This window comes from Flavobacterium notoginsengisoli (genome assembly GCF_014207905.1).
GTDB lineage: Bacteria > Bacteroidota > Bacteroidia > Flavobacteriales > Flavobacteriaceae > Flavobacterium > Flavobacterium notoginsengisoli_A.
In genome coordinates, this window is sequence record NZ_JACHLB010000006.1 from 299,527 (window position 1) to 314,535 (window position 15,009).

The 15,009-nt window shown below is 38.1% G+C and carries 17 protein-coding genes; 13 read left to right on the forward strand and 4 right to left on the reverse strand.

Features of this window, described 5'->3' with window-relative positions; all coding sequences use genetic code 11:
• Positions 1-24: 24 nt before the first annotated feature.
• The 13 genes from HNP35_RS18665 (at position 25) to HNP35_RS18725 (ending at position 12,113) form a co-directional block, all read left to right on the forward strand.
• Positions 25-1,269, forward strand: a complete 1,245-nt coding sequence (locus HNP35_RS18665) for a hypothetical protein (RefSeq protein ID WP_089055917.1) — start codon at positions 25-27, stop codon at positions 1,267-1,269.
• 12 nt (positions 1,270-1,281) lie between these two features.
• Positions 1,282-2,154 (forward strand): DUF2911 domain-containing protein, encoded by an 873-nt coding sequence (locus HNP35_RS18670; RefSeq protein WP_089055918.1) that lies wholly within the window; start codon positions 1,282-1,284, stop codon positions 2,152-2,154.
• 139 nt (positions 2,155-2,293) lie between these two features.
• Entirely contained in the window at positions 2,294-2,797 is a 504-nt protein-coding gene (locus HNP35_RS18675) for a DUF305 domain-containing protein (RefSeq protein ID WP_246453588.1), read from the forward strand.
• Between the two features lie 27 nt (positions 2,798-2,824).
• Complete coding sequence (locus HNP35_RS18680; RefSeq protein ID WP_184165139.1) at positions 2,825-5,335, forward strand: multicopper oxidase domain-containing protein; 2,511 nt, start codon at positions 2,825-2,827, stop codon at positions 5,333-5,335.
• Between the two features lie 1,247 nt (positions 5,336-6,582).
• Entirely contained in the window at positions 6,583-6,960 is a 378-nt protein-coding gene (locus HNP35_RS18685) for a single-stranded DNA-binding protein (RefSeq protein ID WP_184165137.1), read from the forward strand.
• A gap of 44 nt (positions 6,961-7,004) precedes the next feature.
• The gene (locus HNP35_RS18690) at positions 7,005-8,078 is read left to right on the forward strand and encodes a DUF932 domain-containing protein (RefSeq protein WP_184165134.1); all 1,074 of its coding nucleotides are present in this window, start codon (positions 7,005-7,007) and stop codon (positions 8,076-8,078) included.
• A gap of 54 nt (positions 8,079-8,132) precedes the next feature.
• Entirely contained in the window at positions 8,133-8,285 is a 153-nt protein-coding gene (locus HNP35_RS18695) for a DNA-binding protein (RefSeq protein ID WP_184165131.1), read from the forward strand.
• Positions 8,286-8,339: 54 nt separating this feature from the next.
• On the forward strand, positions 8,340-8,537 hold the full coding sequence (locus HNP35_RS18700) for a hypothetical protein (RefSeq protein ID WP_246453590.1): 198 nt from the start codon (positions 8,340-8,342) through the stop codon (positions 8,535-8,537).
• A gap of 12 nt (positions 8,538-8,549) precedes the next feature.
• On the forward strand, positions 8,550-9,149 hold the full coding sequence (locus tag HNP35_RS18705; protein ID WP_184165129.1) for a PRTRC system protein E: 600 nt from the start codon (positions 8,550-8,552) through the stop codon (positions 9,147-9,149).
• A 24-nt stretch (positions 9,150-9,173) separates the two neighbouring features.
• A complete protein-coding gene (locus HNP35_RS18710; RefSeq protein ID WP_184165126.1) occupies positions 9,174-9,392 on the forward strand; it encodes a PRTRC system protein C in 219 nt (72 codons plus the stop codon).
• A 17-nt stretch (positions 9,393-9,409) separates the two neighbouring features.
• Positions 9,410-10,585: a hypothetical protein gene (locus HNP35_RS18715; RefSeq protein ID WP_184165123.1), complete on the forward strand. Its 1,176-nt coding sequence runs from the start codon at positions 9,410-9,412 to the stop codon at positions 10,583-10,585.
• Positions 10,582-11,310 carry a PRTRC system protein B gene (locus tag HNP35_RS18720; RefSeq protein WP_184165120.1) on the forward strand — a complete coding sequence of 243 codons (729 nt, stop codon included), beginning with the start codon at positions 10,582-10,584 and terminating at the stop codon, positions 11,308-11,310. Before HNP35_RS18715 ends, HNP35_RS18720 begins: the two co-directional genes overlap by 4 nt.
• Positions 11,307-12,113, forward strand: coding sequence for a PRTRC system ThiF family protein (locus HNP35_RS18725; protein WP_184165117.1), 807 nt, complete (start codon positions 11,307-11,309; stop codon positions 12,111-12,113). Before HNP35_RS18720 ends, HNP35_RS18725 begins: the two co-directional genes overlap by 4 nt.
• Positions 12,114-12,363: 250 nt before the next feature.
• Here the strand turns inward: HNP35_RS18725 and HNP35_RS18730 are convergent, their stop codons facing one another.
• From HNP35_RS18730 to HNP35_RS18745, 4 genes are all read right to left on the reverse strand, one after another.
• Entirely contained in the window at positions 12,364-12,921 is a 558-nt protein-coding gene (locus HNP35_RS18730; protein ID WP_084157329.1) for a sigma factor-like helix-turn-helix DNA-binding protein, read from the reverse strand.
• A 74-nt stretch (positions 12,922-12,995) separates the two neighbouring features.
• Entirely contained in the window at positions 12,996-13,448 is a 453-nt protein-coding gene (locus tag HNP35_RS18735) for a response regulator (RefSeq protein WP_184165114.1), read from the reverse strand.
• Positions 13,449-13,977: 529 nt separating this feature from the next.
• Positions 13,978-14,418 carry a DUF3872 domain-containing protein gene (locus tag HNP35_RS18740; protein ID WP_184165111.1) on the reverse strand — a complete coding sequence of 147 codons (441 nt, stop codon included), beginning with the start codon at positions 14,416-14,418 and terminating at the stop codon, positions 13,978-13,980.
• Between the two features lie 11 nt (positions 14,419-14,429).
• Positions 14,430-14,990 carry a conjugal transfer protein TraO gene (locus tag HNP35_RS18745; protein ID WP_184165108.1) on the reverse strand — a complete coding sequence of 187 codons (561 nt, stop codon included), beginning with the start codon at positions 14,988-14,990 and terminating at the stop codon, positions 14,430-14,432.
• Between the last annotated feature and the right edge of the window lie 19 nt (positions 14,991-15,009).

Consider the following 15,009-nt stretch of genomic DNA (forward strand, 5'->3'; position numbering starts at 1 on the left):
AATAATAATTTATTATTAAAACAAATGACCAATCTAGGACAAATTATTCTGCAGTATAAAAACGATAACGAAAGTGTCTACAATACCTGGTTTATAGATAACAACCAACGGTTAAAGGCATTTCGGACTATAAGACGAGGTGTTTTACAAGTCATTGAGGATATTAAAAAGAAAACCTTTCCTAATGATTTTAAAGAAAGCAGCTTAGAATTTGTTCTGAGTTGCATTGCTGAACAAAAACAAGTCTTTGCAGGGGTTTCCCATCCGTTTTATTGGAAACCCAAATTACGCATCCCCGATATCTATGAAAATCAAAACAATAAATTGGCTTTTGGTCAATTCCTTGAAAATTGTATTAATGCCAAGTCTGAAGAACAGGTTGTAAAAGAAATCATAAAACTCGATGAATTAAAAATTAAAGGATTAGGACCTGCGGTTGCCAGTATTTTGTATTTCATACACCCAACCTGGTTCCCGCCATTCAACACTGCTATTCTCAATGGCTTTAATTTTCTTTTTAAAGACAAAAAAAAATTGGGAAGCTGGACAGAATATCTTAAAATAAGGGAAACTTTGATGGAAACTAACACTTTGCATAAATCTCAGCTGTCAAATGATTTGGGTGCCATTGCAGGATTGTGTTTTGAAATTGGAACCCAGAAAATGCTAATCGGTAACGATGAATATTTAAGCGAGGCAGAACGTTCAAGATTCGAAAAAAACGTACACAAGCGTCAAAGAGAAATACTCGAAGAAAAACTGGAGGAAAATCTGCATAGTGAGATGCAATACCATCTGCTAAAAATAGGTATTTCTCTAGGTTTCGATGTTACCCCGGCAAGCAATGATAAAAACAAATCATTTAATGGACAAAATTTCTCATTTATTTCACTGGTAAAATTCCCTGAGTTGCCTACTGACAAGGATACTCAAAATACCATCAGGCTTATTGATGTGCTCTGGTTCGAAAAAGGCACAAACAAAATTATAGGAGCCTTTGAAGTGGAAAAGAGCACTAGTATCTACTCCGGCATACTGCGCTTGTCTGACCTATACTTCAGCATATCAAGCGGACAGGAAGTTTTTTATATTATTATTCCCAATAACAGGGAAAAGGATGTAGTGCTTCAGCTAAATAGGCCCGTTATAAAAAACTCTAAAATGAATATACAATATATCCTGTTCTCTGAACTAAGGGCCAATTGTGATGCTATCTGTAACTTTGGAACCGACCATTCGGTAATGGAAAAAATATCAAAATCAATTTAAAATTAAAAAACTATGAAAAAAATAATTCTATTAAGCTTCATTATAATACAATCGTTATCAATTTGGGCACAGGAAAAAGTTCAAATTAAGCTTACTTCTGCAAGCCCTTCAGCATCATTTCAACAAGAAATTGGAAGCTCAACAATAAAAATGGCCTATAGCAGACCCTTAGTAAGAGGACGAAAAATATTTGGGGAACTGGTGCCATTTGGCAAACTCTGGCGGACAGGTGCCAGTGACTGTACGACCATCAGTACTAATGAGGATATCACCTTAGGAAATAATATTTTAAAAACAGGAACCTACTCTATATTTTCAATTCCATCAGAAAATGAGTGGACTATCATTATAAATAGTGATAGTACTTTACATGGCGAAACTGGTTATGATGAGAAAAAAGACGTTATGCGTTTTACCGTCCCCACAGAAAAAACAACTAATTTCTACGAAACTTTTACCATCGAATTAAATGACATCAATAGTAAAGGAGAAGGTTTCCTTAAAATAGAATGGGAAAATACTATGGTTAAAATACCAATGAAAAGCAAAGCTGACAAAGAAATTTTAGCCCTGATTGACAAATATATTATTAAAGAGAAAAGTCAAAATGCTACTTTATTGTTTCAGGCAGCAAATTATTATTCAACCACGGGAAGAGCAAATAACCAAACAGTATCCTGGTTAACTGAGGCCGAAAAATTGGATCCCGAAAATTTTTATTATCCCACTTTAAGACAGAAAGTATCTTTAGAACTGAAGGATTATCCCAATGCCATTGAGGCTGCAAAAAAAGCCTTAACAATTGCTGAACAGAAAAAAATGAAGGGTACTGAAAAATTAAAAAATCAGATTGAAGAGTTACAATTATTACTTAAAAGTAAATAAATAATTAAGCTATTATAATATCACACTGAAAACTACAGGAGCTTAAAAAAAAAGATTGCCATTTAAGCCGATACAGTGTTATAGTGACCTTAGACTTGTTTTGTTCAGGGAAATCGTTAAATCTAAATAATTTTTAAATATGAAAAATATGAAAATGGAACACGCAACACAGCTGCATTCAAAAGAGGTGGACTCTAAAATGTACAAAAAATTAGCCCTTATGATAGTATTGTCATTTATTTCGATGTATGTACTAATGTATTCAATGGTCGATATCTTTGCTAATGTCATTCCCAATGTAAACCAATTTTACATGGCAGGACTAATGACTATGCCAATGCTCATAATTGAGATTATTGTAATGGGGAGTATGTATATGAATAAAAAATGGAACATAATGTTATTAGTCACAGGTAGCCTTGCCGCAATCATTTTTTTTTCCTGCATCAGACAGCAAGCAGCTGTTGACGATAGACAATTCTTAAAATCAATGATACCACACCATGGAGCTGCAATCCTCATGGCTCAAGAGGCTTCTCTTCACGATCCGGAAATAAGCCAACTTGCCCAAGACATTATAAAAGCACAAGAAGCTGAAATTGCACAAATGAAAGCCAAGCTGAATAAAATGAAAAAAAAATAACCGAACGATATTCTTTAAAAAAGCAATATGAAAAATTTACTGACAGTACTTGTATTTATTATGTTTCCTGTCCTGATTCAGGCCCAGGATATGAAAACAATGGAAATGGATAAAAAGCCAGGGAAAGAAGAGTCAAATCCTACTACCTATACCTGTCCAATGCATCCCGAAATTCATGAATCCAAACCGGGAAATTGCCCAAAGTGCGGTATGAAACTAGTTCCGGAAGAAACAAAAAAGAAAACAAAAATATCGCAGCATAAAGACATCCCCAAGAAACAAACTGACCAGGAAAATACAGCAATACAGGACAATAATAATAGTACGATTGCTCAAAAAAAACCTGAAGATAATAATGCACAGCCACGTGTTGTTCGATATGACCTGTATATAAGAGATACAATTGTAAATTTCACAGGAAAAGCAAAAAGGGCTATAGCAGTGAATGGACAAATACCCATGCCTACGCTGACCTTTACAGAAGGGGATACCGCTGAAATCTATGTTCACAATGAGCTGGATGAAGATACTTCCCTGCATTGGCATGGCTTATTCTTACCTAATCAATATGATGGTGTGCCAAATTTAACCCAAATGCCAATTAAACCCCATACCACGCATCTATATACTTTTCCCATTATTCAGCATGGCACACATTGGTACCACAGCCACACGGAACTACAAGAACAGATAGGCATGTACGGCTCTTTCATTATGAATAAAAGAGCAGATGATCCAACTTTCCGCAAAGGAATCGATGATCTGCCTTCTGTTCCTATTGTATTGAGTGAATGGACAGATATGAAACCTGAAAATGTACACCGATTGCTGCACAATGCATCGGACTGGTTTGCTATTAAAAAAGGGACTACACAAAGTTATGCGGAAGCTATAAAGCAAGGGTATTTTAAGGACAAAATAAAAAATGAATGGAAACGAATGAATGCCATGGATGTCAGTGATGTTTATTACGACAAATTTTTAATCAACGGAAAAAATGAAAATCAGCTTTCTCAATTTAAAGCGGGTGATAAGGTCCGATTACGAGTTTCCAATGGAGGCGCATCAACCTACTTTTGGCTTACCTATGCCGGCGGGAAAATTACGGTTGTGGCCAATGATGGAAATGATGTAGAACCCGTTGAGGTCGATAGATTAATTATTGCAGTTTCTGAAACCTATGACATAATTGTAACCGTTCCAGATGATAAAACAGCTTATGAGTTTTTGGCAACACCGGAAGACCGCACAAAATCTACCTCCCTGTACATTGGCAGCGGGGTTAAGCAATTAGTGACACCCTTGCCAAAGCTTAAATATTTCGAAGGAATGAAGATGATGAACGGTATGATGAAAATGAATGGAGATTTGGATGATATGGGTATGAGCATGAGCCTTAATAAAATGGATATGAATGTAGTAATGTATCCCGAAATCACGGGTGAAACCAAGCCTAAAAGCAATACAAAGATGGATGGTATGAAAATGGATGCAGAGCAATACAATGCCAATGCGCTTTCAGATATTACAACTCTAAATTATGCAATGCTTAAATCGCCTACCAAAACAACACTTCCTGAAAATGCGCCGATTAAAGAACTAAAATTTGAACTTACCGGTAACATGAATCGATATGTCTGGAGTTTGGACAATAAGGTGGTTTCTGAATCCGATAAAATATTAATTAAAAAAGGTGAAAATGTACGCATCGTTTTACATAATAATTCAATGATGCGCCATCCAATGCATTTACATGGTCATGACTTCAGGGTCCTTAATGGGCAGGGAGAGTATGCACCATTAAAAAATGTGATTGATATAATGCCAATGGAAACAGATACGCTGGAATTTAATGCCAATGTAGATGGGGACTGGTTTTTTCATTGCCATATCTTATACCATATGATGAGCGGAATGGGAAGGGTTTTTACTTACGAAAATCAACCTCCCAACCCTGAAATTCCAGACCCAAAATTAGCACGACGAAAACTCTTTGCTGACGACAGGAAATTTCATTTTATGGCAGAGAATGATTTTGCAACCAACGGAAATGATGGTGAAGCAATGTATCAAAGTACGCGTTGGAGTATTGGAACCGAATGGAGATTAGGATACAATGACATGCATGGTTATGAAACTGAAACACATATTGGTCGATATATTGGAAAAATGCAATGGTTAATGCCATTTATAGGATTTGACTGGAGATATCGAAAAATGGGAGAAGATGAACAAGAAAGAAATCTCTTTGGACAAAAGAACACTAAAGATAAACGTGCAGTAGTAAGTCTGGGAGTCAACTATACCCTTCCTATGTTAATAGTAGCACAGGCTGAGGTTTTCACAGATGGTAAAGTCAGATTACAGTTTGAGCGTAAGGACATTCCAGTTTCTAAAAGACTTCGAATGAATTTAATGTGGAATACAGACAAGGAATATATGGCAGGGTTGCGCTATATAATTACCAGATGGGGATCTCTATCCTCTCACTATGATAGCGATATGGGCTTTGGCGCAGGTTTTATTTTAAACTACTAAATTTTTAACTTAAAAAGTAGCATAGCGCAGTTATAACCAAACAGGGAAGAAAAAAATTCATAAAGAATACAATATTTGATAATTCTATATTTTTCTAAATACCGCATTTAATCCGACCAGCCTTTGAAGGCTGGTTTTTTTTGCATCTATTATTACTTTCTTTTTGTACTTCAACCAAGTCTTTGCAAAATGCTCTTAAGTGTCAACCAATTGCAATGCTTTCTAAAAGAGTCTTTTTAAACTAGATATTAGGATGATAGAGAAATGAATTCTGCAGCGGAAAAACTTCTTTCAAATTCGCAGAAGCAGTTTTGTCTCATATAAAGGAATTGATGGAAAACAATAACAACGATTCTACTGATGACGATGAAACATTTAAGGGATCGCAAACCTGGCAAAAAATATTGAAACGCATAAAATTTTATTTTTTTTCTAAGCTAAATTTCCTCACTATTTTATCAAAATCCGATAGTGCTTTATAATGTTCTCTCATTTCCGTTACAGTAGTTACATTCCATATGCTAGGAGCATAAATGGTTTTCATTTTTACGTAAAGCTCCGTTGCTGTGTGTGATTGCAGAATCTGCACATCACTACCAGTATCAACGACTATCTTTATTAGCGTCGTGTTAATGCTTCGTATTGTGAAATAGCAGAGTATGAGGTAGATATAACGCATTGCTAAAGATAAAAAATATTATAATATGTTACAAATCAGGCATAAACCCTAATTTTTAGTGCAAAAAGCCCATTAAAAGCATTGATTTTAATGGGCTTTTTTATTTGTTATTCAAGCAAATATCTTCGAATTCCGCAAAAATGACATTCCTTTTCCAGTCCTCAGTAAGAGGAATTGTTCTGATCATAGCGAACCCTTTGCCAGATTGCATTCTCCATTGCTTCCCCTTAATTTTTAAATTCAATAACCAGTATGCTTCTGTCTCATTTCAGCAGCAAAGGTATTTCCGTGTCCTTAACGCAATAGCAAGGCCAGGCCTTTCAGGTTTGATAAAAAATCTCCACCCATCCGGGTTGTATTTTTTGGCAAAGCCCTGCTATTGCTAAACACTAACCTTTTTATGCTCCCGAAACGAAACATAGCATACTCCGGCTCTTTAGACGAATAAAAAAAATGTCAGCAATGAAAAGTAAAATATTAAAAATGGATTTGATGAAACAAAACAGCACCTCCTCTCATTGCCGAATAAAATTTCAAAAAAAAATAATCACTAAAAATCACAGGAATTATGAACATTACAGGAAGAGTGACAGCGGATGCGCAGGTACGCAACGTGTCGAACAGCAAAACAGTAGTAAACTTTTCGGTAGCCATCAACGACAGCTACAAAAACAAAGCGGGCGAGCGCATAGAGCAGACAACGTATTTCGACTGCGCCTATTGGCTTAGTCCAAAAGTAGCACAGATACTCACTAAAGGTACGGTGGTAGAACTGACAGGGAAAGTGAGCGCAAGAGCGTGGACAGGAAGTGACGGACAACCGCACGCAGGACTGAACTTCAACACCTCGCAAATCAAACTTCACGGGGGCGGTAAAAAAGCCGAAGCTGTACAGGCTCCTGCAGGAAACAACAATGACGATACAAAGGACGACCTACCATTTTAACAACGAGCACCTAAATAATTTAAACAATTTAAAATTTTAAAATCATGGCACATAATATCAATTTTAACAGCGAAACAGGACGTTATTCATTCTTTAGCGTAAAGGAAAAAGCGTGGCACGGACTAGGGCAAATTGTAGAGCAATACCCAACAAGCGAGGAAGCTATAAAATTTGCAGGGTTAGATTACGAAGTCGTTAAAAGTCCGCTATTTACCAAAGGTTCGGGTATCATTCAAACTGCCGACAGTATCGAGATTGGCAGTAACGAATTGGAAGTTCCTAACTACTTTGCCAATATCCGCACTGATAACAATGCAGTATTGGGGGTGGTAGGCAAAGACTATCATATCGTGCAGAACCGTGAAGCATTTAACTTTTTTGATGCCATTGTAGGCGGTGGAAAGGGAATACTATATGAAACCGCAGGAGCGCTGGGTAATGGGGAACGCATATTTATCACAGCCAAACTGCCCGACTATATCCGAGTTGGAAATGGTGATGATGTAACCGAAAAATACATTTTCCTGACCACTTCGCACGATGGTAGCGGAAGTATAACAGCCGCTTTTACGCCTATTCGTATCGTATGCCAAAACACGCTTAACGCTTCCTTGCGGAGTATGACTAATGTAGTGCGTATCAAACACACTTCTGGAGCAAAACAGCGTATCGAGAACGCTCACAAGATTATGGGTTTAGCGAACACCTTGAGCATCCAGTTAGAGAATATTTTCAATGAATGGGCGAAAGTAAAGGTAACAGACCAGGAAGTGAGAAAGCTAATCCAATTGGCACTTTGTCCAAATAAAGAAACTTTCGATTTACTAAAAAAAGGTGCAGAGGATGAAGTTTCCACGCTGTTCAGAAATATGGTAGACGATGCCTTTGCGTATGCTATGACAAGCGACACACAGCAAATGGACACTACAAAAGGCACATTGTTCGGGGCATATAACGCTGTTACGGGCTACTATCAGAATGTACGCAATTACAAAGACGATGAAGCCAAGTTGCAGAGCATTGTTTTGGGTGGTACTGCACAGCTCAAATCACAAAAAGCATTTGACTTGTGTACAGGCTTTGCCTTAGACGGTGCAGAAATCCTAAACCTTAATTAGATAACCATAGGCTACCGCCTTAATCGGTGGTAGCCTACTATAACAATAACTGATATGAAAGCTAAATCAATAGACGAAGCTAAAAGCATCGCCAAATCACAAAGCCTTGAAACGAAATTCAAAGACGAGGCTGTATATATCGTTTACTGCAATAAAACCGAGTATTTCTATGTAGATACCAATAGCCTTTTAAGGAATTGGGAATAGCTTACAGGCTATTACGAGAACGGAGTTTATACCGCTGAAAACTGAACTGATAAAATGATGAAAATAACAGACTTGAACGGTTGCCCTATTGAGGTGACAAACCTTAACGAAGCCATCAAAATGTCAGGACAGTACAAGGAATACAGCCACGATGATAAAAGTTTCTCCGAGTTCGATAAAAGGCAGAAAACCTATTGGACAGATATGTACGAGAAACTCAGAGCCATTAAAAAACAATTAGACGACAATTAAAACTTTAGAACGATGAACGCAAATTTTTTCCATCAGATAGCGCAGTTGCAGATTACAGGTGATTTGCAACTCACAATAGCAAAAGGAGCAGAAAACAATCTAATCGTATCGGTTATGCTCCAAAACGAACAATGCGGAGATAACGCAAAGAACATCATACCGCCCCTTAATCTTCGGGGAACAGCCGAAGAACTCGACAACGGTTTTTTCGAGAAGATAACCACACCCATACAAACTGCCTCGGGCTTAATGGTCGATATGGAAAGCTTTATGAAGCAGTTGGAAGAAACCAAAAAACAGTCGGCAATGGAAAAAGATAAAGCCGACAGGCAGAAGAAAGAACAGGAAGCCAAAGACAAAAAGTTCAAGGACGCAATGGCAAAAGCGGATGAACTTGAGAAAGAAGGAAAGCACCGTGAAGCGTGGGTAAAAGTACCCGAAATAACAGAGTTCCCTGAAAAGGCTGACGATATACGCAGACGCAAAAGAGAACTGTCCGACAAGTTTTCTGCGCCAAGTCTTTTCGGAGCTATAGAGGAAGAAAAACCCGAACCCGCAAAAGCGGAAGCAATAACTGCCAATTACTCAGCAGAAACCGCACAGGAAAACTAATGTAATAACTTAAAATTCATCATCATGTTATTAGCAACGCAATTGGAAAGAGTGTTTATACTCAAAGATAAAGGACACGATATTATATTGACCGATCCCGAACCACGCTGGAGCGTGGAAGCAGTACTGAATTTTTATGCCAACAGGTATCCCATTTTGACAACCGCTAAAATCTCTGCACCCGCCATCAAGGATGATGCAGTAGAATACCTATTTGAGAGCGTAATGGGAACTAAAGGATAATCTAAAATTTTAAAGCAATGGACTATGCACAAACATATTATATCGGGAACAATCAAGCCACCCGAACAAAAACCACAAAGGCAGTTGTACAAACAGCTCAGCGAGTTCGCCCAATGGATGCAAAAACCCAAAGATGCGAGCGAGGTTCAAAAAGACAAACGCAGGTCAGTACCTGTGGAAATGTTGCCAATGGTTTTCTAAAAACTTCGTTCCTGCCAAGGCTGAAAGAAACTGAAACGGTACAGGCTTGTATGGAAACAGCAAAAATGCAGAAGGATTTTTACAAGTCGCTGTCATTACTTGCAGAGCATTATAATATTGAACCTATGCAAACCAACCAATTTGACTATCCGTACAATATGGCATTGGCTATAAGGGATATGGAAGAAAAGTTAAAGCAAATTGTTCTGAATTGGCAGGAAATACGTTTGGTGCAGGACAGTAAGCAAACCTATTTCATCAGTGAGGAAAAATACAACACCGGTACAACCCTGTATTATATACCCATTGAACCGCTGTATCAGATGCTCCACGACCCCAAGCATAAAAGAAACGCCCAATTGCTTATTTCTGTTTGCTCTTACCTATATCACATTGCTGATATTCCTTATTTCAGACAGGAAAACAGTTATCTGTATTGGATGTATGAAATGCACAAAGAGTGGGTGGAGCAGGACGATAAAACTGAAGAAAATGAGCCGTGTAAACTTGAGTTTGAAAAAGCGGAATTCATCGGAGATTATATCGAGCAAAAGATTTTTCACCCTATGAGTTTACAGGTATTTCAAAAGCGTTTAGACACTTTTAAAAGAAGTAATGCATTCGACCACGAGTGTTGGCTGACAGCTTCTAATGCCTTTGCACTATTTACGGAATATCCAAAGGCAAGCATTTTCCGAAATGCTCCAATGCGGGAACAAGACCCTGATAATGACGACGACGACAATGAAACCATTGGTATGGAAAAGTATATTTCCTTTATATCGCACACAAAAGGATGGCTGTACGAGAACCTTGCCGAGAGCATCAACAATGAGTTTAACGAGTACGCAGAAATGCAGGAACCGACCATCTGCAAACGTTTCGACAAAAAAGTGGTCACGAAAAACACCCTTGATTTTGAAAACGGATTATTTGCGCTTTTGGACGATATGTGCAGTTTGCTTTATAACTACAAAACCACAAGGAAATGAAAAATACAATAGATATAACAGAAAGCTTTGGTACGTTGTACCATCCTAAATCTGCACTCGTTTTCTATGAAACCAAAGGAGCGGACAGCGATGTATATGTGGAGCATTTTGATATGGACAATAATGGCACTCCTATTAATGCCCACCCACTCACAGAGAGGGAAGCAAAAGTATTGGCAAGGGCATTGGTAACAGAAAAGGACAAGGAACAAGCTTTTTTAAAATCCAATGGGATTTTGGGGTCGAACATACTGCATATCAATCCTAATAAAGAGAAAGGTGCTGTACTATGGCACTCAAAAGCACAAAAGCGACAACTGTATTTTGTGGAGAATTTGGATATACCCAACGGAATTGCGTATGTACCACCAATGATTTGGTATGCCAACAAAAACAGCCTTGCGGTTTATGCACTCGTAAGCGATAGAAGACCAACAGAGAAAACACCTTTGTATTGCGCACCATTTTTTAACATCTACCAAGATGGGAAAGTATGTATGGGTTCGGTCAATATCAATATCAAAAACTCCGCTTCGATAGAAGAATTTACACTTGCTTGGGAAGATTACTTTTTCAACAGTTACTTCAGCCATTTACTGGGAAACAACAGTCCGATACAAGGCAATTGTGTAAACCTTTGGAAAGAGCTTATCCAAACGGGTAAACCTTTTCCTAAAGATGTATTGAAAAAAAACAACAAAACACTTAAAAATCTATTGCCATGAATACCGAGAAAACAAAAATACATTTTACGGATAACTACCTCATAAATCCGACTAACCCTATCACTGTGAACATAATTGGTGCAGGAGGCACGGGTTCAAAAGTACTGACCGCCTTAATGGAAATGAACCACAGTTTAGTTGAACTTGGACACGCAGGACTATCCGTTCGCCTTTGGGACGACGATGTTATCACGACTGCCAATTTGGGCAGACAGCGTTTTGCCGAGTGCGAGGTTGGCTTATGTAAATCCGTTGCCCTGATAAATCGAGCCAATCGTTTTATGGGAACTTATTGGAAAGCGGAAACGGTGAAATTTGAGAAAGATAGTTTGGGAAGACTGCCCCAAAATGCACAGGCAACAATCTATATTACTTGTGTGGACAATGTACAGGCGAGGTTTGGTGTTGCTGAAATACTTAAAGAATTATGCAACCGCAGAAATCATAGAGATACGCCAAAATATTGGTTAGACTTTGGCAACAGCCAACATACAGGACAGGTCATATTATCCACTATTGGAGAAATTAAGCAACCCAACTCTGAAAAGTATGAAACGGTGGCAAGCCTGCCGTTTGTTACCGAAGAATTTGGCGAATTATTAAGACAATCAGAACAGCAGGACGATACGCCAAGCTGTTCCTTAGCCGAAGCCCTGGAAAAACAAGAACTCTTTATCAATTCTGCCTTGGCACAAATGGGATGTTCGCTGTTGTGGAGCTTGTTCCGCTATGGTATGACCGAGTACAGGGGATTTTTCCTTAATCTTGGAAACTTTCAGTCACAACCCCTAAAAGTCGCCTGACCCGAAAATCGGGCGGCAAAAAGACACTCCCTCCCAAAAGGTCGGGACAGTCTTTTTGCGTTTAAGCGGTGCAGCCACTTTAATAAAAATGCACAATGCGCCATTTTATCAAACAGGCTGCGAGAATTATGCTAGGGATATCATTATCCCTTTTATTATTTTAGAGGACTTCTTTTCTTTCCGTAAAAGCGACCAAAGAAAAGAAGCAAAAGAACGCCGCAATTTCGGACAGCTTTTTATAATTGTTATCCTATTTAACTGGGACTGTTTTCCAAACAGAAAAACCCTTAAAAAGATGTTCAATGTGTTCAAACTCAATAAAAGCAATCAGTTCATTTTTACACTTCCCTTTAAATCCCCTGAAACACTGAAAATCCTTGAGGGGGATATTTGCAAGTTCTCCTATGGTAGTAATCCCTAAAGCCTCGATTATAGTGAACATTCTCTTGCTGAAAGGAAAATGGGTATCATAAAGCAATTTATTCAGGTCGGTTTCAGCTTTACTTCTTCTTTTTTTAATCCGCCCTGTTTCGTATTCAAAGTCCTCTTTTAACTGCTCTAATTTCTGTTTATAGTGGTCTATATCGTCAAGCATTTCAGTTACACACTTCACTTTTTCAAATGTCCTTTCATATAATCTACGGACACTCTCGCCGGTGACCCCGTAATTGTCACCCAACTCCTTAAGTGTCATTTTATCTATCAAAAGTTTCTGGAGTATATCATATTCCTTTTCAGAAAGTACCTTTCTGGACATTTCGATATAAAATCTATTGGTACGGTCTATCAGTGTATTAGTTAACATCATTCGTAAGATTGTAGTTAAGTGTCGTCACAAAGTATATATTGTGCCTCACATTAAATTTGTAGCGTGCACCTGAATTAAGCCAAATCGCTGTTTCCTGCTAAGTAGGTTAAGGCAGTTTTACTTATTGTCTCGCTGAAATAATACTCTCCCTGATCCAGCTTGATTACAGCTTTTTTTAGTTTTTCAGGAGCAGAACCTTTCAGTACGTAGCCCCGAACGCCAAGCCTAAGCATTTCGATTATACTTTTCTTATTGTCAAGACTGCTGAAAACCAATATCTTGATCTCGGGGTATCTTTCTGCCATCTGCTTGGCTGTCTGGTAACCATCCATAACAGGCATGCTGATATCAAGTATACAAATGTCCGGCAGTACTTCCTGCAACTGCAAACCCTCGATTGCTTCCTGACCGTTAGCAGCCTGAAGCACCACTTTAAAATTACTATATTCCAAAAAATTTTGAAGGGATATTCTAAGCCCTTCATGGTCATCAATTAAGGCAATCGTAATCTGATTCTCTTTTTCCATTATTCCTTATTTAATGTTGAACAAATTATAGAAAATAATGACCCATAATTTGTCGCCATAGGACTTTCGTCCTATATGTAGTGATTAAAGACTTTATTAATACTTCAGAGTAATAATAAAAGGTCTTTATAAATTACTTGTCGATAACTGAAAATATGTTCCTGCTTAGTTAAGTAGCCGTAATCGCCGTTCTATAAAAAATATGGCGCAGACCACTACACTTATCGGAACTGAGGCACTGGTATACCCGACCACGAATAAGCGAGCGCCCACGCCAATGGCATGAGCGTCCTTACTTATTTGTCTCGCGGTCTTTAAAAATTACCAGTTTTCAGTTACCGAGCCCTAAGCAAAAACACTAAATGAGTTTTCTATATTTTGTCCAAAGATAGTAACGTTTGTGAAGTTATCCAATGTTTCTTTAACAGAATCCATTAATAATTGACAATAAAACAACCCGAAGATGATCTCCGGGTTGTGCTAAAAAAAATCTAAATTTTACTGTTTATATTAAACTAATATTGTACTCTTAATCGCTACTGTTAAATTCAAAACTCAATTGTTTTTCATTCCCAAAGTTATCTGAAATCCACACTTCAAAAGACTGGGAAACGGTGGAGTTTGAAGTGTAATACAGTCTGAACTGTTCTGTTGGTATCGAATATAAATCATTTGGCTGGTAAGCCGGTTCATTGTAATAACGTAATGTGCCCTGTCCGTCAAATTGAAAATAGCGAATAAAATAGTGCGTACCTGTGTAATTACCTGTAGGCTCTATTGTTAACCTTATTTCTACGGTATCTCCAATGGCAATTTCCTTGGGTACGGGCATAAATTTTACCTCAAATGGGAACTCATGCTGTATTTCCAGTTCTTCCTTATCACAGGATAAGAGTGTAGCAGAACTTAGCAGGATTGCCACGAGTACCGGCAGTAACCCTATTCTCAACTTATTAAAAAATGCTGTCATCGTTTTTCGTTTTAAAAATTAAATCTTAATCCCACACCTGCGGATGGGCGGAGCTGTTTCAGGTCAGTACCCCACAAAACTTTTGTACGCCCTTGCAGGACTAGTACAAATCGGTCAGATAGGTATGTTTCAAAAGACAGCCGTCCGCCAGCACCGTAAATGAAATTGTCTTCACTTACAATTTTCGCCCCGTCAAATAAAAGCTCTTCGCCTCGATTGATACTTTCATACCCGACTACACCTGTTATGGCTGCATTGAATGTAATGTTCTTACGGGTATCACCCAGCAGCAAGAAACTGTAGCCGCCTTCTGCTGTATAGGTCTCCTGCGGAATGCGGAGGTCTTTATATTGATAATATTGGTGTGCATATTCCAACATCCAAAGCTGGTAATTCCCGTTTTTACCATTTACGATCATAGCCGCATTAATGTAAAAATCATTGCCGATTTTGTCATTGGATAATACACCTGAATTTACTTCCAGTCCTTTTTGTTTAGGCAGCATACGTTGCGCCTGTGCAATTGTGATACTCATCAAAACGAGCATTACTGTATAGATATACTTTTTCATTTTCTATTGCTTAATGGAT